We start from the raw sequence: 22,509 nt of genomic DNA, 5'->3' as shown, positions 1-22,509 counted from the left end.
ACAAACATTGGACAGTCTGGGCATTCTAGGACAAAGATTTTGGTAAGTCAATTACCGCCATTTTTTTATTAAATTAGGGGACGTACCGGATAACGGCTAAAAATCCCATTTAGGTTAGAATAAGCCAATGAGAAAAGCCGTCTAAGCCGGTATAAACAAAATAAACTCATTGGGCTATTTGTCGCAGGCGTAACTGCAAGAACAGCGGCAGAGTTGGTAGGCGTTAATAAAAATACCGCAGCCTATGATTTTCATCGTTTACGATGACTGATTTATCAAAACGGTCCGCATTTAGAAATGTTTGATGGCGAAGTAGAAGCAGATGAAAGTTATTTTGGCGGACAACGCAAAGGTAAACGCGGTCGCGGTGCTGCCGGAAAAGTCGCAGTATTCAGGCTTCTCAAACGAAATGGTAAGGTTTCCTTTGCCGTCCGTTATGTACGTTTCGTAACATTCGAAGACTTCCTGAACCCTGCCCGCCGTTTCGGTTTCCGTACCCCCCTGTTAGATAAGGGGGGGGAAGATTCGAAGCGGTTGCCGGCTTCCTGCCGTCCGCCGGCGCCTCCGTCATCACGCCGGCAACCGCCTTTTTCATCCCTTCCTTATCTTCCATGGTACGAATCCTCAAAAACGGGCAAAAAAAAGCCCTGTTACTTGTAGAAAGTAAAGGGCAATCCGTCCGGTTTTTATCGGGAAGGCGGCATTCATCATAGGATTGCCGGTATTGCGCCTGCTCGTACCGCCTATGCCGTACCCGGCAATCAAGGCTTTTTATCAGAATTTTTTTTTCGGAATAACCCTCCGGAAACCCCATAATCAGAAGCGTGCGGGAAGAAACAGCCGCCCCGCCGGCGGGGTTGCGGCAATGCCGTCTGAAGCCACGAATCCGGCTTCAAACGGCATCTGTTTACCAAAAGGCAAATAATCCGATTTGGCGAAAAACAAATTTGCTTTTTAGTAAATACGCGCTTACAATCCGCTACATCCGATTTCTACAAAGGATAAAACGATGACCGACACAGCCGGCTTGCGCCGCCGCAACCTGCGGCAATGGATAGCGGAACACTACGGCGGACTGCAAAACCGTTTTGCCGAAGCCGTTGCCCTCAACACAGGCGAACTCTCCGCCCTTTTGAAAAACAAATCCTTCGGCGAGAAAAAAGCCCGCAAAATCGAACAGGCGGCAAAAATGCCCGCCTTCTGGCTCGATACCGAACACACCGGCCGACCGCCCGGACACACAGGAAAACACACCATGTCCCATATTTCCCCCATCCCCGAAATCCTAGCCGACATCAAAGCCGGTAAAATGGTCATCATCACCGATGCCGAAGACCGCGAAAACGAAGGCGACCTGCTGATGGCAGCGCAATTCGTTACCCCCGAAGCCGTCAACTTTATGATCAAACACGCGCGCGGCTTAGTCTGCCTGCCTATGGAAGGTGCAATGGTCGAAAAACTCGGTCTGCCGATGATGACCCAAAAAAACGGCGCGCAATACGGTACCAACTTTACCGTTTCCATCGAAGCCGCGCACGGCATTACCACCGGCATTTCCGCCGCCGACCGCGCCCTGACTATTCAAACCGCCGTTTCCCCGACCGCCAAACCCGCAGACATCGTCCAACCCGGTCATATCTTCCCGCTTCGCGCCCAAAAAGGCGGCGTACTCGTCCGTGCCGGACACACCGAAGCCGGCGTCGACTTGGCGCAAATGAACGGGCTGATTCCCGCCGCCGTCATCTGCGAAATCATCAACGACGACGGCACGATGGCGCGTATGCCCGAACTGATGAAATTCGCCGAAGAACACAAGCTCAAAATCGGCACGATTGCCGACCTCATCGAATACCGCAGCCGCACCGAAAGCCTGCTCGAAGATATGGGCGACGCGCCCGTACAAACTCCGTGGGGCGAGTTCCAACAACACGTTTACGTCGACAAACTCTCCGGCGAAACCCACCTCGCCCTCGTCAAAGGCACACCCTCCGCCGACACCGAAACCCTCGTCCGCGTCCACGAACCCTTCAGCGTGATGGACTTCATCCAAGCCAATCCGCGCCATTCCTGGTCGCTGCCCAAAGCCCTTGAGCGCGTCCAACAGGCCGAAAGCGGCGTCGTCATCCTCCTGCACCACACCGAAGACGGCGCATCCCTGCTCGACCGCACCCTACCCAAAGGCGCAAACCAAGCCTACAAATGGGACAGCAAAAGCTACGGCATCGGCGCGCAAATCCTCGCCGGCCTCCACGTCAAAAAACTGCGCGTCCTCGGCCAACCGTCATCTTTCACCGGCCTCACCGGCTTCGGCCTCGAAGTCGTCGGCTTTGAAGAAGCGGAAAAATAATATAGTAAATTCAAATGCTTTATATTTGCTTCATTTATTGCATTATTTCCGTACAAACGAAAACCCGGTCTGTTGGGTTGGATTTTGCTTTTTTCGGATTTCGGGTAACTTCTAATTCGTCATTCCCGCGCAGGCGGGAATCCGGTTCGTCGGGTTTTTGTGTCATTTCCGATGAATTCCTGTGGCTTTGGTTTTTTGGATTCTCTCTTTCGGGGAAAGAACGGCATAAGTATTTTCCAAACCAAACAAAATGCCGTCTGAAAGGCTTTCAGACGGCATTTTAAGTTTGACCGGTTTCATTCATCGGTATTTATGAATTGAATTTCAACATCGCCAATCTATCCTTAATCTCCTTTTCCAATTCGGCAGATTCGGCGAAAAGTTTATCCAAATCCGCTGAAAATCCCGCTATTTTTTGCACAAATTCGTCGGCGGATATATCCACATAATCAATTTTTACCTCAAAATACTGCCCCGCCGACAAGCTGTGATTCTTCGCTTTGATTTCATCATAGCCGACCACCACGCTGAAATCTTCTACTGCCTGTTTGTGCGTGAAGGTATGGCAGATTTTTTGTTCTTCTTCGTGGGAAAGTACAGTTTTTTGGTTGTCATTAATACTAATTTTTTCACCTAAACCGGAAGCATCGATTAATACAACTTTATCCTTATTGACTTTATCAATAAACAAGATAGAAACATTGGTTCCCGTCGTAGCGAAAATATTGGAAGGCATAGACACCACGCCGGCGAGCATTTTGTTTTCCACCAGATATTCGCGAATTTTTTTATCGATGCCCGATTTTGCCGTGATAAAGCCGGTCGGTAATACAATCGCTGCCTTGCCGTTTTCTTTCAGGCTGAACAGAATATGCTGGATAAAAAGCTGATAGATTTCCATCTTCTCTTTCTTTGTTGGCTTGATTTTCGGGATACCAGCAAAAAAGCGTTCGTGGTTTTCATCGCTTTCCAGCCGATCGCGGAAATCGCTGAAATCCAATTTAAACGGCGGATTGGAAACAATGAAATCAAATTTTTTCAGACAGCCTGAAGCGTCTTTGTGGGCGGGCGACAAAATCGTATTGCCCTGAACCACATTATTCAGCGAATGCACCAGATTGTTCAAACTCAGATTCAGCCGCAACAAATTGGACGATTTCTGCGAAATATCCTGAGTATAAATCATGCATTTATCTTCGCCGATGACATGGGCGACATTCATCAACAGCGTTCCCGAACCGGCCGACGGGTCGTAAACGTCCACGCTGCGGATTTGCCCGCGCACCTCCTCCGGCACCAAAATATCCGCCATAATCCGCGCAACCGCGTGCGGCGTGTAGTATTCGGCATATTTGCCGCCGGAATTACTGTTGTAGTCTTTAATCAGGTATTCAAAAATCGTGGCGAAAAAGTCGAATTTTTGCGCAAAAATCGCCTCGAAGCTGAAACCCGCCAGCTTGGAAATCAGCGCGCGGCAAAAATCGTCGCGTCGGCCTTCGTCGGTAATGTACTGACTGATACGCTCGAACAACACGATTTTCGCCCCGCCTTCGGTTTTCACCGAAAACAAATCCGCATTACAGGCGGCAATATCGGTGAGCGTATCGTCAAAGAGTTTGGCAAAATCCGCGCCGTTTTGCCGCTCTGATAAATACTTGATGGAATGTTCGGGCTTTAAAACCGCTGTTTTTCCATCAATATCCATATTGACGAACTCGATCGGCTCGTCGGGCTTTTCTTTGCGAATTTTTTTAACTTCAAAATCGTATTTGTCGTTTAGGAATTTATACAAAAACGCCTGACTGATGATTTTAAATTCGTTGCCGTCATTGCCCAAACCATAGTTGGCGCAGATGGTTTTTAAGCTGTCGATTAGGGATTTGATTTGTTCGGTAAAGTGTTGTTCGGTCATGGAATGTCTCGGTTTGTTGCTAGCGTCGCTTAAATTTTGTTTAGCATTAGTTGGTTTGCTGGCAGATTAAATAGGTTGAACACTATTTGCCAACCTTTTCTCTTTTCCTAATGCTGTTGTGTAATAACGTTCATCAATACCATATAACAAATGTTTCAGCTGTACATCAGTAGAAATTTCTACACGAGAGCCATCTGCGTTAAATTTCAAGATATTATTATATTCAGCAAGGTAATTTAATAGTTCTTGTCTTTGATCTAGCGTCATATTATTCAATCTATCTTGAACTAAAGCTATTCTTTTCCTATTGGGAATAGATACTTTTTCACTTAAAAAATCTTCTTTTAAATCAATAAAATCGCTTTCTAAGAATTGCTGTACTTCAGTATTTGTAGCTTCTCGATACAAATCTTCAATCCCTTTAAATATATTTGAAATAGAAGAAAGGGTTCTAAATATTAATTTATCATCCTTTATTATATAAACAGCATCAGGAATATCTTTAATAACCAATAAGTCTTGTGGTTCGCATAGTTTCGCACCATTTCCGCATATAGTTAGCAAGTGCTTCTTTTTGAGTAATAATGAACTTGTGATTTTCTGGAAGAATAGTGCATCATTAGTACAAGATACTAAATACTTTAGTTTCTCTATATTTATTTCTTCCTTTTTTATTTCACTAAACATTTTTGAATCAAATAAATTTGAGTTATCCAAAAACTTAGGACAAAAATCTTGATTCTTTAAATTTTCAATTTGAAACCAAGTATCATCATCAAGATTGTAATCATAGTTATATGTTATAAAATTTAAATTCTCGTAAGAAAAGTCAGGGAAAATATGATCATCAGATAATATTTTTACTAAATCTTTCTTGCAAGTAATTTTAGCTAAAACAAAATTCATTATTGAACTCCTATTTTTCTAAGAAAGTAAAATTATTAATTCGATATACAGCAATCGAACTTACACTTTGTGGCGTTCTAAATTCCTGTTTACTAATCAGCACTAATAATAACCCTGATTCAGTTTTTGCTTGATAAAATCGATAGCCAAATAAGAAAAAAACAGGGTTAAAATAAAATGACTTAGAGCATGAAACTAGTAAGAAAATAATTCCATACATAACAAATAGCAAAAAAAGATTATTATCGGGTATGCTTAGAGCAACAAAAAAATAACCAAGATAGCTAGGTAAGAAATTATCGTTAACATATTCTAATTCTTTCACCTCTCCTTGCTTGAATTCATCCTTCCCCAAGTATTTGCTTAGCCATAAGACAGTAGCGGTTGCGATAAATGGTATTAGAAAATAAAAAAGTAGACTTAACTTAGAAATAGGTTCTATCCAATGATTTGAAATTACACGATAAAACCAAGTAAGGTCTAATATATAATATTGCGATTTAATAAAATATATTGATAACAGCAAAGATGTACTACTTATATTTAATAATATTTTAAATAGTTTATCCATCTCTTGCTCCGCTACATCTTACGGATACCTGCCCGTTCATCAGCATGGGTAGTAGGAAATCGCGTAGTTGGGTCAGGTGGTGGTTTTGTTTTAGATTATTTCGAACTTTAACAAAGAAAGTATTTGCTATTTCATTATATTTTTGAGAAATATCTTTACTAGGCAAAATTATTTTAAATTCTTTTAAGAATTTAAAATGTCTAGCATAACCATAACTTGATAAATCTATTTGATTTATGATTTGGTAAAACAAATAGTTTGGCATTCGTTCATTATTGCTTAATATTACTTGTGTACCATCTGCTCCCCGCGCATATTGAAAATTAACTAACTTAACAATTCTTGTATGATCACCAAAAATAATATGAGCATCTTGTGGGTTTAATATAGATTTTTCATCATTGGTAAATCCACAAATAAAATCTTGACTTTGGTCAACAACAGGATATTTTCCAAAATCCTTAATATCTTTATTTAATATTTTTGTAGTATTTGGGATTTTTGCTAAGCAAGATTGTAATTCTATACTTCCCCACCCCTTCGGAATTTCCCGTTTCAAGGTTTCGTCAAACACCATGTCGCCGCCTGAGGATTTGTAGGGCTTGCCGTTGGCGTCGGGGAAATCGAACTGCACAAACCAGTAGTCGTACAGGGTTTTCGCCATCTCTTCCAGGCGCGCGTTGATTTGTTTGTTCAGGGCGATTTTTTTGTCCAAAGCGGATAGGACGGCGGCGATGGATTGTTGGATTTGAGGTTCTGGAATAGGCAACTCCAGTGTTTTTAATGCATTTTCATTGACACGTTGCCTGCCGGAAGTTCCTTCCATACATTCAATCGCTCGTTTTCTAAAATCGGGACTGATTGCAAAATAATAGAGAAATTCGGGATTGGTTTCATTTTTTGCTCTTAACACGATAAATTCGGTAGAACCGAAAGCCACTTCTCCATCATCTAAAATATCTACAAAAGCGGTTTTCCCATTTTCCAAACACGGGGTAATCTTAGCTAATAAGGTATCACCATTGCGAAACTTAGCTCCACCGTTAAATGCCTTGATTTCGTAACCCGTAATTTGTCGTTGAAATTCTTTCAACATTGCCATCGGAACACTTTTTGCCAATGCTCCCTTGGCTAGTTGCTCTCTCGGATTAAAATCAGCAATATTTTGAATTTGTTGTTTCTTAAAATGATTCATGATGTTCCGTTACAAAACTCTTCAAAGGCCGTCTGAAAAAAACATTTCATCGGTAGTTCTTGCCGTCTGCGGCAGTTGTAAACTGAAAGTTTACAACTGAATCGTCCAGTTCTTGTTCTGCAAATATGGCTTTGATGTGTTTACCGATGTTTTGTTTGCTGGTTTGGTAGAGTTCGGCAATTTCTTTTTGGGCAAGCCATAGTTCGCCGTCAAGCTCGCGCAGGGTAAATTCGGATAGTCCGTCTTCCGTGGTGTAGATGATGATGTCGTTGTTGTGCATAGCTTTCCTGTATCTATAAATGGTTAAGGCTACCTGAAAATCTACTTCTCAAATCCGCCCGCTTTCTTTTAAATATTCCCGTACCAACAGGCGGTTGATGGTCTGGATGTCTGCGGGTTGAACAGGAAATTGCTGTTCCGTTCTAAAGCGTTTTAATACGATGCCCTGCATTTGTTTTTCAAAGTAATTCTGGTTGTCCAAAATCTGCTCCATATCCAGCACTCTTTGGTCGGCGTCGGTTTTGACGCCGTTTAGCGCGTTGAAGACTTTGAGTTTGTCTCCGTAGAGGGCGGCGTTTTCCATCAACCGCTTGTGGATACGTGCGTATTTGGCGTCGCCGCCGTATTTGTGCCGCAAGAGGTCGTTTTGTCGGTTCAGCTCTTTGATTTTGGTATAGACGGTTTGGAGTGTGGCAATGTTTGCCTGCATTTCTTCCTGCCCGACTTCGGCGAGGTTCTTTTTCTTGAAGATGCGTTCCAGCTCTTCGCGCAGGCTGATGTATTCAAGGTCGTCTTGGTCGAAGTTGCCCGCCAGCCCTTCGCGCACTTTGCGCATGATGTCTTTTAAATCGTCGGCAAGTTTGAGTTCCGCCTCGCCGATTTTGACGAATTGAAAGTAAACGTCTTCCAGCGCTTCATTGAGCAAATGGGCGGTGTCGCCTTGCTGTAATTTTTCGGCAAGGTTTAAGGTATCCAAGCGGGCGGCGGTTTCGCGGTACAAAAGATTGAGCTTGTCAAAATCCAGATGCGCAAGAAATTCGTGGCTGCCTTGCAGGCGCAGGATGTTGTACAACTCTTTGGCGGTTTGCAGGGCTTTTTTTAAGGCCAGAAGCTGTTTTTTGTCTTCTATTTGGCTAATTTGGCTGCAAAATTCTTCGGCGTTTTCGGTATCGAAATCAAACAGGGCGTTTTTAATGTCTGCAATTTCCTGTTCGATTTCTTCGGCGGTTTTGAATAGCTGGCTGTAACTGCCGATTTCGTCGCCCAATTCGTTGGAAAGTTCGTCCCAATAGGCGCGGTTGGTTTTGTCAAATTCGCGTTCGATATCGGCAAAATCGACGACATAGCCGTAGCGGTAAGATTTGTAGGTGCGGTTGACGCGGGTCAGGGTTTGTAAAAGGTTATGGGCTTTTATCAGTCTGCCCAAATAGAGCTTTTTCAGGCGCGGCGCGTCAAAGCCGGTCAAAAGCATGTTGTACACAAACAAGATGTCGGTTTTGCCCGCTTTGAAATCTTTAACCCATTGGTCGCGTTCTTCCTTAGTGCCGACGTCGTGCAATATCAACGCGGCGGTGAAATTGTGGTCTGAGGCCGTCTGAAAATGCTCAAAAAGCTGGCGTGCCTGTTCTGCGCTGTCGCAAACGACCATGGCACCGAGGCTCTCGTCTTGGTTGGTTTTTCTGAATTTGGCGAAGTCGTCCAAGATGTAGTCAAGCATCGGGTGGACGAAGTGCGGATGGGCGTAGATTTCTTTGCGGTCAAAGCTGCCTTTTTCGATTTCAAGTTGCGCCAGTGCTTCTTGTAATTGCGCCTTGTATCGGCTGCCGATTTCTTCGCGTATCAGGCGCAGGGTGTAGCCGTCGGCAATGGAGGCGTTGTAATAGTATTTGTGGATGTAGTCGCCGAAGAGTTCGCGGGTGTTGACGTTGCCTGCGGTTACGCCGATAAGCGGCGTGCCGGTCAGCCCGATTTTGACGGCGTTTACGTCGGACTGATTAAGGTTGGCAAGAAATGAGCCTTTGGGGTTGTAGCTGCGGTGTACTTCGTCGAGAAAATAGACGCGCTGAATGGCGAGGTCGTAGTCGTTACGGGCGACGACATCGGGGTCGTCTTGGAATTTTTGGATATTAACAACAGTGATTTCCGCTTTGCCTGCGTGGTTGTGCAAAGTTTGGGCGGATTTGATGTCGGCAACGAAGGCTTCGCGGCTGTCGATGGTATGGACGACTAAATCGCGGGCAGTAAATTCGCGCTGCGCCTGTTTCAATAAATCAAGCCTGTCCACGATGAAATAGAATTTCGGCACGATGCCCTGTTTGGCATAATAGTGGGTCAGGTAGCGGGTGTTGTAATAGGCAAGCGCGGTTTTGCCAGAGCCTTGGGTGTGCCAAATCACGCCTTTTTTGCCGCCGTTTGCCAAATGTTTTTCAATGGCAAGGGTGGCAAATAGCTGCGGATACCGCATGATGTGTTTTTGCACCAAGCCTTGACTTGCTTTGACGTAAGTCAGCCCGTGTTGCAGAAGAAAAGAAAGACGTTCGCGGCAAAGCAGCGAAGTCAGGATGCGGTTGGTCGGCGTATCGGGCGATTTATTGCTGATAAATTCGGGGCTGTGTTTGATAACGGGCAGGTTGTTGTCTTGTAGAACGTTGTTTTCAAGGTCGTCTGAAAGCGTGTCCAATAATTCGGTAAGGTTTAATTTATGCTCTTCGCGGAAGTAGTTGAATACGGGCTTGCCGCAAGCAGACGAGGCGTAAAACGCGCCTTGTGCCGGCTCGGTTGCGCCGTCGTCGTATTCCATGTTGTTGGAAAAAATCATGAATTGGGTGATGTTGATAAAACGGCGGAATTTGGGATTTTTCGCACGTTTGCCCATGCGCTCCCGCTCTTCGCCGATGCCGCCTTTATTGTTGGGCTTTTTGACTTCGATAAAGACCAAAGGCATGCCGTTTACCAGCAGGGCAATGTCGGGGCGGAATGCTTCGTCGCCGTTGATACAAGGCAACTCAGTTACAACGTGGAAACTGTTGTTGTCAAAATTTTGGAAATCGATCAGCTTCTTACCGCCGGATTGATTGGTGAGGCGTTCGTAAAATTTTTGCCCCAAATCTTCGTTATCCAGCTCTAAGCGTATGTCGGCAAGCAGGCGGCGTGCATCATCCGGCGGCAAATCGGGATTGATGCGGCAGAGGCTGTCTACAAAGATTTCGGGAAAGATATTGGTTTGTCTGTCCCAATTTGCATTTTTTAGCGAAAGATAATCATAGCCCAAGCGCATCAGGTGCAAAACGGCGGGGATTTTGACGCGGGAATTTTCGTTGTGGGTTTGGGACATAAACGTAACGTAATGGGTCATCAAAATTTATTGAAACGGATTATAACACCTGAAAAAAGCCGATACGCCTTTTCGGTGTACCGGCTTTGCCATACTGTTCTGCTTCAGACGACATCGCTTCATTTTGCCTTTAATGCCTCTTCGTCCAGCGATTTCAACCATGCCAGCTTTTCGCCGATTTTGATTTCCAGCCCGCGCGGGACGGGTTGGTAAAAGTCCGGTTCGTCCAAGCCGTCGGGCATATAACTTTCGCCGGCGGCGTAGGCGTTCGGTTCGTCGTGGGCGTAGCGGTATTCGCGTCCGTAGCCCAATTCCTTCATCAGCTTGGTCGGGGCGTTGCGCAGGTGGACGGGCACTTCGTCGCTGGCGTTTTCTTTGACGAAGCGGCGCATTTGGTTGTATGCCTTGTAGCCCGCGTTGGATTTGGCGGCGGCGGCAAGGTACAGCACGGCTTGCGCCAGCGCGAGTTCGCCTTCGGGCGAGCCTAAGCGTTCAAAGGTGGCGGCGGCATCGTTGGCGATTTGGAAGGCGCGCGGGTCGGCAAGCCCGATGTCTTCCCAAGCGATACGCACGATGCGGCGGGCGAGATAGCGCGGGTCGGTGCCGCCGTCGAGCATACGGCAAAACCAATACAGCGCGGCGTTCGGATGCGAACCGCGCACGGATTTGTGCAGGGCGGAGATTTGGTTGTAGAAACTCTCGCCGCCTTTGTCGAAACGGCGGATTTGCGCGCCCAAGCTGTCGGCGAGAAATTCGGTGGTCAGGATTTTCAGACGGCGCGTGTCGGCGGCACGTAAAAGTTGTTCCAACAAATTCAATAATCTGCGCGCATCACCGTCGGCGGTATTGACGAGCAGCTCTTGCACATCGGCTTCAATCGTGAAATCCCGGTATTCGGGCAAAGCCAACACTTTGGCAATCAGTTTCTTGAGGTCGTCTGAAGACAAGGATTGCAAAACATATACCTGCGCGCGGCTCAGCAGCGCGGGATTGACTTCAAACGACGGATTTTCCGTCGTTGCGCCGATAAAGGTCAGCAAACCGCTTTCGACATGCGGCAAAAACGCGTCCTGCTGCGCCTTGTTGAAGCGGTGGACTTCATCGACAAACAAAATCGTCGCGCGTCCCTGCTGCAAAGCGATTTCAGCCTTATCGATTGCCCCGCGGATGTCCTTCACGCCGGAAAACACGGCGGAAACAGGCAAAAACTGGGCATTGAAACTCTGCGCCAAAATCCGCGCCAACGTTGTCTTGCCCACGCCCGGCGGCCCCCACAGCAACATAGAATGCGGCTTCCCGCCTTCCACCGCCACGCGCAGCGGCTTGCCTTCGCCGATTAAATGCTGCTGCCCGATAACATCATCAAGCGTATGCGGGCGCAGACGTTCGGCAAGCGGTGCGTCGGGTTCTCGGACAAACAAATCGGTCATAACGGCTCCGTCAACAGGTTTTCAGACAATATGATTATACGGCAGGGAAAGGCGGCGTGCCGCATACGGATACCGCCCCACCGTTTGTACTAAGCCGATCTTAGGCGTACAATTGGGAAATTTCAGGAAATTTATACGCTATGCCATCCATGCAGCTTTGCAACCGGACCCGCAAAGACCAGGTCCCGTTTTAACCATGCGGGGAAGTTAAGATTACAGTAAACAAAACTATTTTGCCTTATTGGAAGAAAGGGGAACAGTTATGAGAAATTGGAACTTATTACCACCGGGGAAGGGGCAGATGGAGACTTACTGGTCAACGGTTCTTACGGCATCCGTTCTTTTGCAGACCTAAAATTGGAATACAAACCCGAATTATCGGTGAGAAGCAATCATGACATTATTTTCAACAATGATTTTCAATCTGTTGACGTACAACCCTATTCCGGAAATATCCATTTGGATGCCAAAGGAAAAATTCAATTTAATTTGAATGTTGCCGATAAGGTAACAGATCCAACCACACATCAAGAAAAGTTAGTGAACGATAACGCTTTAGTGCGGTATGTCAACAATATCACCCCCTCCGATGAAAATGACAAAGGCAGCATATCCTTCCATTCAAAAACAGGCAATTTGTTCAATATGAACGTTAACGTTCATAAAGGCACACACCATTTCGGTATTCACAACCTCCGCAATACCAATGTTAATCTGACTGCCGAAGACGGCGATAATGTGGTTGCGATTAAAGGGAAGCTTGCCGAGCCTATGCCGGCAGGAAAAGTTGAGAGTACAAGTTTTTTAAGGGGTATTGAAACGGCTTTTAAATCCAATACCGTATTAACGGGGAATAACAATAAAATATCCATCACCACTGAGGGCGACGGCTTGGGATTGGGCGTAAATGGCCTCCAGTCCAACTCCCCCTATTCCGGACACACGACGGGTACTTTCATCAATAATCAACCAAGCAATACTACCCAACCTTCCCTTGACGGCACCAGCACCATCGAACTCAAAGCCGTCAAGGGGAATAATGAAGTTGATTTAAATGTAAAAAACCACGCCTCCGTAAAAGGCATTATCACGTCGCATTCTGCAAAAGCAACGCTTGAAGCCGAGGAGGATAATATTGTCCGGGTTAAAAATCCGGACACCAAGACGGCTTTAATCAATGCCTGGAAAGAAAAATACCCCAATAATTCGCCAGAACCATACAGGGTGGGGGGTTCAATCCACGATTGACAGCGATGTAGTTTTGAGTGCGGCAAACAATATCGTTGAAGTAGGAGGCAGCCCGATGAACCAAGAAGGGATTACCGCTCACGGAAATGCCACGATTACCCTCAAGGCGAAAGAAAACAATAAAATTACCGTGGAAAACGCCGCATACAGCAGCGACGGCATTTCGACTCTGATTAACAGAACGGGGGCAAGACCCGGAACAAGGGATGATGGAAATAAAATCATACTGGAAGCCGGCGGCGATAATATTGTTACCATGAAATCCGGCGATGCGGATGCGGATTATGTAAACAATTCCAAAGTATTAACGGAGACACCATATTATAAAAGCAAACGAGGTTCCAACGGCATTTTTGCCTATGGCGACAAATCGCTGGTCAAACTGATTGGCGAGAATAATATCGTTAAGAGTGAAATCAGTGAAAAATCTAAGGCATTAAATGGGGGATTTCGCCATATCGGCATTTATTCATGGCAAAACGCGAAAGTCGAATTGTCTGCGAAGAGCGACAATATCGTACAAGGCGGAATTTGGGGCTTATACTCCAACAACTCCTCAATTTCCCTCAAGGGGAAAAAATAATGTGATTTCAAACCCGAAATATAATGTTTTCGCCTACAAAAAGGCAAAGGTGGATTTGGTCAAATTACCATTGACTCCAACGTTGCCAATCTTGCAAGGCAAGATGGTTCAATTCATTTGAATTATAAAGACGATACCCGTATCACAGGGGCAACCGTATCTGATAAGGGTTTGGTAGCCATCAAACCTTTGAATAACACGAATATTGTTGCCGACACTATTCACTATAAAGGCGATGTCTTGGCGGTAAATAAGGGTAAAGTGGAATTAGATTTCACGCCGAACATCCGTTTAGTGGGACGTTTGGATAATTTTAGCGGCTTAACCGATTCCAAACATAAAAATTTATTCGAAAACTATGTTGCAAATTTAGACAGCAAAAGTGCGGGCGAAATTAACTTTAATTTAGCCAAAGACGCATTATGGACGATGACAGGTCAAAGCTGGCTGGATAAATTGGAAGGACAAGGCACTATCGATTTTAATAATGATGCTAAAACAAGTGGACGCGCCTTACATATCGGTGAATTGGCGGGTGCCAATAAATTCTTGATGCATCTGAATAAAGACGGCATTCACAGCGATATGCTCTATGTGAAAAAAGGCACTTCGACACCGCAAGAAGTCGTCGTCAAAAATCTGTCCGAAGTGCTCGACAGTATGAATTACGGCGAACGTTTGCGTTTCGCTACAGTAACAAACTCAAAAAATGAATTTGTGAACGGTAAAAAATATATTGACGATACGCACCTTATGGAGGATGCCCTGACTGTCGAATACTCCGCACATAACGGCGATAAAAACAACAAGGATGACTATAATAAATCCTTTAACGGCTCTGAAATGACGGCGGAAAAAGCTGGAGACGATTATGTCAATAAAACCTATACCGACAACAGGCAAAATGTCTATTTGGTCAAACAGGCTACCGGCAATCCGAGCCGAAATGTCAAAAATATCAATGATATGTTCGATTCAACCGCACATTATGCGTTCACTTTGGATACTTATGCCAAACGCGAAGGGGAGCGGGCTTTTTCAACGTTGGATAAAAAAGAAGGCGATTGGATAAGGCTGACGCATACCCGTGTGATTCAATCCAATGCGTTTAGGTTTCATAACAACGATTTTGAAATCGGATATGACCGATTCAGCCTCAACGAGCAGGAGAAAAAACGCAAATGGGGCATAAGTCTCGACTACGGCCACGGCAGGACATCATTATGGAATACGTTTGGCAAGGACAAAATCAGGAAATATGAATTGGCTCTGTACAATACTACCCAATACATAGATAAAGAAGGAGACGAAACAGGGTATATCGACAATGTATTAAAAATAGGAAAACTGCGTAACCGTGTGATTGCACGAAATCATATGGGGCAATTATGGGGCAAGGGAAAATATAGCAACACCCTATTCTCTATCAGCACCGAATACGGCCGCCGTAAATTTTTGGATGACGATAAATTGTGGCGGATTACACCGCAAGTACAGTTGCAATATTCCTATTTGAGAGGTACCGGCTATCGGATCGATAACGGCATAAACGTCAATTTAAGCCACGCAAACAGCCTGATAGGCCGCTTGGGTTTGGATGTCGTGAGAAAATTTGACGGAGGCAAAAAACTTTTCTATATCAAAGGCAATATCTTTCATGAATTTTTGGGCAGTCGTTCCTTTAAGGCATTTGAGGGCAAAAGTCATTATGCTCAAAAATGAAATACGAGGGGGACTTGGTATTCCGCCGGATTGGGCTACAATGCGCGGACAGGCAAAAAAAACGAATGTCTTTGCCGATGCGGAAAAAAGAGTTTTCCGGCGGGAAAAAAGGATCGTACAACATCCGCTTATCCGTTTCCCATCAGTTTGACTGAATGATATCGGGGCCGCGCCATTATTCGGCAGGCCCCATTTTATTGCCACACATTGCCTGCCCGATTCCCGTTTCAACAGCAAACCCTTCCAATATTTTGTTCAAACTTGGATCGCGGCAGATGGGGGCGTGCAAGCCCCGCAAGGTTTTTTTGGCTTTTACGGAACAGCACGCATTTCGCCAAACGGCAAAATTGCATTAACGGAATTGAAAACTTTTGGAATTGTGCAAAACGGCATTTGCGTCAGTTTAACGGCATTTCCAAAGGGCATTTTAAGCCGTATTCGAGAGAATGCGGATGGCGTTTTCAGTGTTTTCAGCGTGATAAAATTCAAATTTCTATTCTAAAACAATCAGCAAAGCAGGATTTATTTCAGTTGTCCGAGACAACGGGCGGCTGCACCGCCTGCACTCCCCATACTTTTTCAACGCACTCGAGCAGGAGTGAGACGTGGGGATTATCCTCGTATTCTTCCGCATAAATGAAATTGAGCGGCATACTGTGGCGGCACGATTCGATAATAGCCACGCCCGCGCCTTCTTTTGCCGCCGCTTCGGCTTTGTTTCCCTGCACCATTGCCACACCTATACCGCCTGCAACCAAATCGATAAGGGTTTGGGGGTAGTCGCACAATATCTGTTTTTTTGGGTGAGAGCCGGTTGCTGCGCCAAAACTGGTGCAGGTGCTTCCTACTTCCGGACACGCCCGACATTTCTATCCATACGCATTCTTGCAGGCTCTGCGGAAGGGAGCGGGTCAGCCGGGAATATTGGCTTTGCGGGCAAATCAGCGCGTAGGTCAGGTTTTGCAGGAATACGCTGCGGATGCCGCCTTGGGCGGCGTTGCCGAGTATAAAGCCGCCGTGCAGGGTTTTGTGTTGGATGCGCGAGAGGATTTCGCCGCTCATTCCGTATTGGATGTGCAGGCGCGTTTTGGGGGGCTGTTTGACCGATATTGTCCGTCAGCGCGACGAGTTTTGCCGAATCGATGGGGTGGATAATGCCCAAACTGGTCTCTTCCGAATAATCGCCTGCCAGCGTTTTGGCAAAATACTCCAACTTGTGTTTGTATTGCAGCAGGGATTCCGCTTCGGGCAACAGTATTTCGCCCGCCCGCGTCAATACCATGCCTTTCCCCGTGCTCCTGAACAGCGGCGTGCCGACATATTCTTCAAGGGCTTTAATTTGGGCGGAAACGGCGGGCTGGGAAAGGAAAAGTCGTTTGGCGGTTTGGGTAAGGTTGCCCTCGTGCGCGACGGCGACAAATGATTTTAATTGTACGGCATCCATGTATCCCTCCTTGTGCGGATGTTTTCTATATTTGTGCAATCGAAATCTTTTAGGCGGATTGTTGCTGAAAATTAACTTTTTAATCAAGTGGTTTGTAAATTGTATCAGTTTTCCGGATGATGATTATTAAAAAAAAATTGGTTTTATTGCCTGTTTGGGCTTTAAATGGGGTTACGGCTTCCGAACGCAGCCCGTATCAAAAAGAAAAGTCATGCGCCCCCTTTTACGAGGCGCGATATATAAGGAGGAAGGTTATGGAAAAACATAATGGGACTTATCGGGATTTACACCGTCCGGCTTCGGAATTTGCGACGCGGGACGAATATTTGGAACATGAATTGCAGATTATGCAACCAAAACGCTGGCGGCCCAACCTGCCCTTTCGCGATTACCGCTTCGAGTGGGAGGATTTGATTCCTGCGATGGCGGGAACGATTGGAAAAGTGGTGATGGTGGGGGGGCGGCGGCGTTTGCCGCACCTTTGGGGCTGCCTGACAGCTTTGTACTGGAAAATGTGCGCTATGAGCTTTTAATCGCCGCCGCGTTTATCTTATTGGTATCGGGCTTTTTTCTGCCCGGCGCCAACCTGCCCGGTACGCACGGGCCGCTGATTCCGATGATTCCCATCGTTGTGTCGGCAGGCGGGCATCCTTTGGCGTTCGGCATTTCGATTGCGGTTTTAGGTCTGCTGATGGCTTTATTTCGCGGCGGCAGTATTATGGCGAAGCTGACAAGCAACGGCGTATGCGGCGGATTATTACTCTATTTGGGCTTTATCGGCACGACGGGGCAGGTAAAAAAATTGTTTTCGTGGGCAGGCGGTTTTAATATGCCCTACATCGCTTTTACCGTCATTATTGTAACGATTGTGATGTACGCTTTGTTGGAGCATTGGAAAAAACGCTGGTTGGCCGTGCCTTTGGGATGCTTGATTGCCGGTGTGGCGGCATTTGCATTGGGTGCGCCGTTTGAGTTTCACACCGCCCCCGGCCTGCCTCCAATGAGTCCTGCTTATTGGTAGGGTGAAAACAGCGGCTGGCATCTGGGGTTGCCGACGGCAGAAAGTTTTTTGGTTGTCTTTCCATTTGCGGTATTGGCTGTTGCAATGTGGTCGCCCGATTTTTTAGGACATCAAGTGTTCCAAAAAATCAGCTATCCGGAAAAAACCGATAAGGTATTGATGAATATAGACGACACCATGACAAGTTGTTCTGTCCGTCAAGCAGTGGGTTCTATTTTAGGGGGTGCAAATTTTACCTCTTCTTGGGGAACTTATATCGTGCCGGCATCGATTGCCAAACGCCCCATTCCGGGCGGTGCGGTTTTAACGGCGGTTTTATGTATTATCGCCGGGTTGTGGGGCTATCCGATGGACTTGGCGATTTGGCAGCCGGTATTGAGCGTAGCCTTGATCGTAGGCGTATACTTACCGCTTTTGGAAGCGGGCATGGAAATGACGCGCAAAGGCAAAACCACCCAATCCGCCGCCATCGTGGTGTTCTCTTCCGTCTGGTCAATCCGGTTTTCGGCTGGGCGTTGACGATGCTGTTGGATAATTTGGGCTTAATCGGCTGCAAAGAACGCAGCGCGCAATTAGGTTTTGTCGGACGAGTATTGATACCCGCAGTAGGTTTCTTAATCTTGTGTGTGGCGATGGGTGCGGTCGGGATGCTGCCCGGTATCCCTCCGTTTTTGGAGCAGTTCAAATCTTTGGGCTAGGCTGAAATCGCAAATGCCGTCTGAACCGGTTTCAGACGGCATTTTTGCAAACAGGCAAAATGACGGCGGCGGGATTTTTTATTTTCCCGATTGAAGTATAATGTTGCCGGGCTTCAACCGGATATTCAAACGGTTTGCTCCAACACTCGGAACGGCGCATAAAACGCCGCCCTTCGCGTTATCCCGAACGGGGCGGCTAATCAGATCCTATCGCCATAAAAGGCGGGGTTTCAACCGAAAAGGAATTGAGATGAATAAAACCTTGTCTATTTTGCCGGCGGCAATCTTACTCGGCGGGTGCGCCGCCGGCGGCAACACATTCGGCAGCTTAGACGGCGGCACGGGTATGGGTGGCAGCATCGTCAAAATGACGGTAGAAAGCCAATGCCGTGCGGAATTGGACAGGCGCAGCGAATGGCGTTTGACCGCGCTGGCGATGAGTGCCGAAAAACAGGCGGAATGGGAAAACAAGATTTGCGGCTGCGCTACCGAAGAAGCACCTAACCAGCTGACCGGCAACGATGTGATGCAGATGCTGAACCAGTCCACGCGCAATCAGGCACTTGCCGCCCTGACCGTCAAAACGGTTTCCGCCTGCTTCAAACGCCTGTACCGCTAACCTTCTTCAGACGGCATGAGGCAGATGCCGTCTGAATCCGTTTTCCTGCAATTTCGACAAACGAGAAAAATCATGAGATACATCAGCACGCGCGGCGAAACCGCACACAAACCGTTCAGCGAAGTTTTATTGATGGGGCTTGCACCCGACGGCGGACTGATGCTGCCGGAACATTATCCGCAAATCGGGCGCGAAACCTTGGACAAATGGCGCGGTTTGGCTTATCCCGAATTGGCGTTTGAAATCATGTGCCTGTTCGTTACCGATATTCCGGAGGACGATTTGCGCGACATTCTGAACCGTACTTACACGGAAGCGGCGTTCGGTACTAAGGAAATCACCCCCGTCCGCACGCTTTCAGACGGCATCAAAATCCAAGCCTTGTCCAACGGCCCGACGCTGGCGTTCAAAGATATGGCGATGCAGTTTTTGGGCAATGCGTTTGAATATGTTTTAAACAAAGAAGGCAAAAAACTCAATATCTTGGGCGCAACCAGCGGCGATACGGGTTCGGCTGCGGAATATGCCTTGCGCGGCAAAAAAGGCGTGAACGTATTTATGTTGTCGCCCGACGGTAAAATGAGCGCGTTCCAACGCGCGCAGATGTACAGCCTGCAAGACGGGAATATCCACAATATCGCCGTGAAGGGGATGTTTGACGACTGTCAGGACATTGTGAAGGCAGTGCAGAACGATGCCGCGTTCAAGGAAAAATACCATATCGGTACGGTCAATTCGATCAACTGGGGGCGCATCGTCGCGCAAGTGGTTTATTACTTTGCAGGCTATTTCAATGCCACTTCAAGCAATGACGAAACCGTCAGCTTTTGCGTACCGAGCGGCAACTTCGGCAACGTTTGCGCGGGACACATCGCCAAACAAATGGGCCTGCCTGTCCGCTGCCTGATTGTCGCGACCAATGAAAACGATGTGCTGGACGAGTTTTTCAAAACCGGCGCATACCGCCCGCGCAACAGCGCGCATACTTATGTAACCTCCAGCCCGTCTATGGACATTTCCAAAGCGTCCAACTTCGAGCGTTTCGTGTTCGACCTGATGGATCGCGATCCTCAGGAAATCAATACGCTGTGGGCGGAAGTCGCGGCAGGCAAAGGCTTTGACCTGCGGTTTGCCTTGGACAAAGTCGGCGGCAAATACGGCTTTACCTCCGGCAAATCTACCCACGCCGACCGCCTCGCCACCATCAGACAGGTTTACGAGCAAGACAAAGAACTCATCGACCCGCATACTGCCAACGGCGTAAAAGTCGCCCGCGAAGTGCGCGAAGCGGGGGAAACGGTGGTTTGTTTGGAAACCGCGTTGGCGGCGAAATTCGATGCGACCATACGCGAAGCCGTCGGCGATGTCGCCATTCCGCGCCCCGCCGCGCTGGAAGGTTTGGAAAACCTGCCGCAGCGCGTGCAAACCGTGCCGAACAGTGCGGATGCGGTAAAAGGCATCATCGAACAAACCCTTGCCTGATGTTCCGTATGGGCGGCATTCCATCCGAACTTAAGATTGAAAGAAAATGACCTTACCTATGCAGGAAACCCGTTTTTCTATACTGCTGGACGAATTGGCGGCAAAACAGGAGGCAACCATCGCCCCCTACCTGCTTGCCGACGGGACCAAGGTATGGGTACGCAAAGCAGGCAGGCACAATGCGCGATGGCGTTACGCGCTGCTCGGTATGGTTGCCCGATATTTGAAACTGGGGGTGTTGAAGCCGGTTCCCAGCCTCGGCGGCGAGCCTGCCATTGCAACCGAATCAAAACGCCTGTACGAATTGCGTTCGGCAGGGATAGCCGTTCCCGAATTGCTCGCCCTCCGGAAAAATGCCCTTATGTTCGGCAATTTGGAAGGCATCCCGCTCGATACGCAAATCCGCCAAGAAGCCGAAGCCGGAAAGGCGGACGCTTGGCTTGCCGGTTTGGAAGCCATTGCACGCGTGCATAAAAAACGGCAGTTCCTCAGTCAGGCGTTTGCACGAAATATGATGTGGGACGGAAAAAACATCAGCTTTTTGGATTTTGAAGACGACCCTTCCGAGGTCCTGACCATAGCGCAATGCCAAGCCCGCGATTGGCTCTGCTACATCCATTCGACCGCGCTGATATTGAAAAACGGCGGACTGCTGGAAGCGGCTGCGGAAAAATGGGGCGGCGTATTGTCGGATCAGCCTGCCGAAATACAAAAGCTGATTGCCGGCACCGTCAAACCGATTCTCCCGATACGCAGGCTGGAACACCCCCGCTGGGGACGGGACGCGCTCAGGCTGGCAGCCTCGATTTCCTTAATTTCCCTCGCCGATATGCCGCCGTAAGCCACCGCCCGCCCCACGATGCCGTCCGAAGCCCTTCAGACGGCATATAACCAACGCGCATCAGGCATTGTCGCAACCATCCGTTTCGTTTAGAATTTTGACTTTATCCCGAATCGGGCAGACATTTCCACTCTGCCGCACGTCCCGAACAAGCACTATCCATTTCTTTTACTGACAGGAAACCCAAATGGCAGCATTCAATACCCAAAAAGTATTGTCCGTACACCACTGGACAGACGCATATTTTACCTTTACCTGCATCCGCGACGAATCGTTGCGCTTTGAAAACGGACAGTTCGTCATGGTCGGGCTGATGGCGGACGGCAAGCCGCTGATGCGCGCATACAGCGTCGCCTCCGCCAACTGGGAAGAACACCTCGAATTTTTCAGCATTAAAGTCCAAGACGGCCCGCTGACCAGCCGCCTGCAACACCTCAAAGTCGGCGACGAAGTGTTAATCAGCAAAAAACCGACCGGAACTCTAGTTGCCTGCGATCTGAATCCGGGCAAACACCTTTACCTGTTGAGTACCGGTACCGGCATCGCCCCTTTCTTGAGCATTACCAAAGACCCCGAAATTTACGAACAGTTTGAAAAAATCATCCTCGTACACGGCGTGCGCTACAAAAAGGATTTGGCATACTACGACCGCTTTACCAAAGAATTGCCCGAACACGAATACCTCGGCGACTTGGTTAAAGAAAAACTGATTTACTACCCGATTGTTTCCCGCGAAGAATTCGAACACCGCGGCCGCCTGACCGACCTGATGGTAAGCGGCAAACTGTTTGAAGACATCGGCCTGCCCAAAATCAACCCCCAAGACGACCGTGCCATGCTGTGCGGCAGCCCTGCGATGCTGAAAGACACCTGCAAAGTTTTGGACGATTTCGGTCTGACAGTCTCCCCGAAAACCGGCGTGCGCGGCGACTACCTGATTGAGCGCGCATTTGTGGATCAATAAGCCGCTTGAAATGCCGTCTGAACGGCATCAGCAATCAAAAACCCCGAATCTTGCCAATCAGGATTCGGGGTTTTTATAGTGGGTAAAAATTAGAAATGCACATTTCCGTCATTTCCGCGCAGGCGGAAATCCAGACCTATCCGTTTTATTAGTGTTTGGAAATAAAAGAGAAACCAAGCATATGGATTCCTA

14 protein-coding genes and 8 pseudogenes are annotated in these 22,509 nt (G+C 47.5%); 12 read left to right on the top strand and 10 right to left on the bottom strand.

What is annotated here, in order from left to right; genetic code table 11:
- Nucleotides 1-168: 168 nt before the first annotated feature.
- Nucleotides 169-420: pseudogene (locus tag HT085_RS03945) on the top strand (transposase); the annotation flags it as partial.
- Here HT085_RS03945 and HT085_RS12135 read toward each other — a convergent pair.
- A pseudogene (locus HT085_RS12135) lies at nucleotides 415-613 on the bottom strand (replication initiation factor domain protein); the annotation flags it as partial. The pseudogenes HT085_RS03945 and HT085_RS12135 sit on opposite strands and share 6 nt — an antisense overlap.
- Before the next feature lie 54 nt (nucleotides 614-667).
- On the opposite strand from HT085_RS12135, the pseudogene HT085_RS03940 reads away from it, so the two are divergent.
- Nucleotides 668-787: pseudogene (locus tag HT085_RS03940) on the top strand (glycosyltransferase); the annotation flags it as partial.
- A 222-nt stretch (nucleotides 788-1,009) separates the two neighbouring features.
- Nucleotides 1,010-2,347, top strand: a complete 1,338-nt coding sequence (ribBA, locus tag HT085_RS03935; protein ID WP_014580213.1) for a bifunctional 3,4-dihydroxy-2-butanone-4-phosphate synthase/GTP cyclohydrolase II — start codon at nucleotides 1,010-1,012, stop codon at nucleotides 2,345-2,347.
- 162 nt (nucleotides 2,348-2,509) lie between these two features.
- On the opposite strand, the gene HT085_RS03930 is transcribed toward ribBA, so the two are convergent.
- The 8 genes and pseudogenes from HT085_RS03930 to HT085_RS03895 form a co-directional block, all read right to left on the bottom strand.
- Nucleotides 2,510-2,626 (bottom strand): ABC transporter, encoded by a 117-nt coding sequence (locus tag HT085_RS03930; protein ID WP_225577407.1) that lies wholly within the window; start codon nucleotides 2,624-2,626, stop codon nucleotides 2,510-2,512.
- 31 nt (nucleotides 2,627-2,657) lie between these two features.
- Nucleotides 2,658-4,259 carry an HsdM family class I SAM-dependent methyltransferase gene (locus HT085_RS03925; RefSeq protein WP_003691240.1) on the bottom strand — a complete coding sequence of 534 codons (1,602 nt, stop codon included), beginning with the start codon at nucleotides 4,257-4,259 and terminating at the stop codon, nucleotides 2,658-2,660.
- A gap of 66 nt (nucleotides 4,260-4,325) precedes the next feature.
- A complete protein-coding gene (locus HT085_RS03920; protein ID WP_003691241.1) occupies nucleotides 4,326-5,165 on the bottom strand; it encodes a hypothetical protein in 840 nt (279 codons plus the stop codon).
- A 10-nt stretch (nucleotides 5,166-5,175) separates the two neighbouring features.
- The gene (locus HT085_RS03915; RefSeq protein ID WP_002239757.1) at nucleotides 5,176-5,736 is read right to left on the bottom strand and encodes a hypothetical protein; all 561 of its coding nucleotides are present in this window, start codon (nucleotides 5,734-5,736) and stop codon (nucleotides 5,176-5,178) included.
- A complete protein-coding gene (locus HT085_RS03910) occupies nucleotides 5,729-6,931 on the bottom strand; it encodes a restriction endonuclease subunit S (RefSeq protein ID WP_003691244.1) in 1,203 nt (400 codons plus the stop codon). Before HT085_RS03910 ends, HT085_RS03915 begins: the two co-directional genes overlap by 8 nt.
- Nucleotides 6,932-6,980: 49 nt before the next feature.
- Nucleotides 6,981-7,211 (bottom strand): annotated as a pseudogene (locus tag HT085_RS03905) (virulence RhuM family protein); the annotation flags it as partial.
- 48 nt (nucleotides 7,212-7,259) lie between these two features.
- On the bottom strand, nucleotides 7,260-10,265 hold the full coding sequence (locus HT085_RS03900) for a type I restriction endonuclease subunit R (RefSeq protein WP_025455799.1): 3,006 nt from the start codon (nucleotides 10,263-10,265) through the stop codon (nucleotides 7,260-7,262).
- Nucleotides 10,266-10,384: 119 nt separating this feature from the next.
- Nucleotides 10,385-11,695, bottom strand: coding sequence for a replication-associated recombination protein A (locus tag HT085_RS03895; RefSeq protein ID WP_003688780.1), 1,311 nt, complete (start codon nucleotides 11,693-11,695; stop codon nucleotides 10,385-10,387).
- Nucleotides 11,696-11,891: 196 nt separating this feature from the next.
- On the opposite strand from HT085_RS03895, the pseudogene HT085_RS12130 reads away from it, so the two are divergent.
- The 4 genes and pseudogenes from HT085_RS12130 to HT085_RS11690 all read left to right on the top strand — a co-directional run.
- Nucleotides 11,892-12,199, top strand: a pseudogene (locus HT085_RS12130) (hypothetical protein); the annotation flags it as partial.
- A 799-nt stretch (nucleotides 12,200-12,998) separates the two neighbouring features.
- The gene (locus tag HT085_RS03885) at nucleotides 12,999-13,526 is read left to right on the top strand and encodes a hypothetical protein (RefSeq protein WP_047952148.1); all 528 of its coding nucleotides are present in this window, start codon (nucleotides 12,999-13,001) and stop codon (nucleotides 13,524-13,526) included.
- Between the two features lie 117 nt (nucleotides 13,527-13,643).
- Nucleotides 13,644-15,248 carry an autotransporter outer membrane beta-barrel domain-containing protein gene (locus HT085_RS03880; RefSeq protein WP_003701373.1) on the top strand — a complete coding sequence of 535 codons (1,605 nt, stop codon included), beginning with the start codon at nucleotides 13,644-13,646 and terminating at the stop codon, nucleotides 15,246-15,248.
- A 312-nt stretch (nucleotides 15,249-15,560) separates the two neighbouring features.
- A pseudogene (locus HT085_RS11690) lies at nucleotides 15,561-15,773 on the top strand (IS1595 family transposase); the annotation flags it as partial.
- Nucleotides 15,774-15,775: 2 nt separating this feature from the next.
- Here the strand turns inward: HT085_RS11690 and HT085_RS03870 are convergent.
- Nucleotides 15,776-16,692: pseudogene (locus HT085_RS03870) on the bottom strand (LysR family transcriptional regulator).
- Between the two features lie 254 nt (nucleotides 16,693-16,946).
- Here HT085_RS03870 and HT085_RS03865 point away from each other — a divergent pair.
- The 5 genes and pseudogenes from HT085_RS03865 to HT085_RS03845 all read left to right on the top strand — a co-directional run bounded on the left by HT085_RS03865 (nucleotide 16,947) and on the right by HT085_RS03845 (nucleotide 22,317).
- Nucleotides 16,947-18,411 (top strand): annotated as a pseudogene (locus HT085_RS03865) (DUF3360 family protein).
- A gap of 250 nt (nucleotides 18,412-18,661) precedes the next feature.
- Nucleotides 18,662-19,030, top strand: coding sequence for a hypothetical protein (locus tag HT085_RS03860; RefSeq protein WP_003691259.1), 369 nt, complete (start codon nucleotides 18,662-18,664; stop codon nucleotides 19,028-19,030).
- A 72-nt stretch (nucleotides 19,031-19,102) separates the two neighbouring features.
- Complete coding sequence (gene thrC, locus HT085_RS03855) at nucleotides 19,103-20,512, top strand: threonine synthase (protein ID WP_003688790.1); 1,410 nt, start codon at nucleotides 19,103-19,105, stop codon at nucleotides 20,510-20,512.
- Between the two features lie 46 nt (nucleotides 20,513-20,558).
- Nucleotides 20,559-21,353: a BUD32 family EKC/KEOPS complex subunit gene (locus tag HT085_RS03850; RefSeq protein ID WP_003688791.1), complete on the top strand. Its 795-nt coding sequence runs from the start codon at nucleotides 20,559-20,561 to the stop codon at nucleotides 21,351-21,353.
- A 187-nt stretch (nucleotides 21,354-21,540) separates the two neighbouring features.
- On the top strand, nucleotides 21,541-22,317 hold the full coding sequence (locus HT085_RS03845) for a ferredoxin--NADP reductase (protein WP_003688792.1): 777 nt from the start codon (nucleotides 21,541-21,543) through the stop codon (nucleotides 22,315-22,317).
- The last annotated feature ends 192 nt before the right edge of the window (nucleotides 22,318-22,509 follow it).

Source organism: Neisseria gonorrhoeae, assembly GCF_013030075.1.
Lineage (GTDB): Bacteria > Pseudomonadota > Gammaproteobacteria > Burkholderiales > Neisseriaceae > Neisseria > Neisseria gonorrhoeae.
The sequence above is the reverse complement of the archived record's forward strand: the minus strand, read 5'-3'. Positions and strand labels throughout refer to the sequence as shown.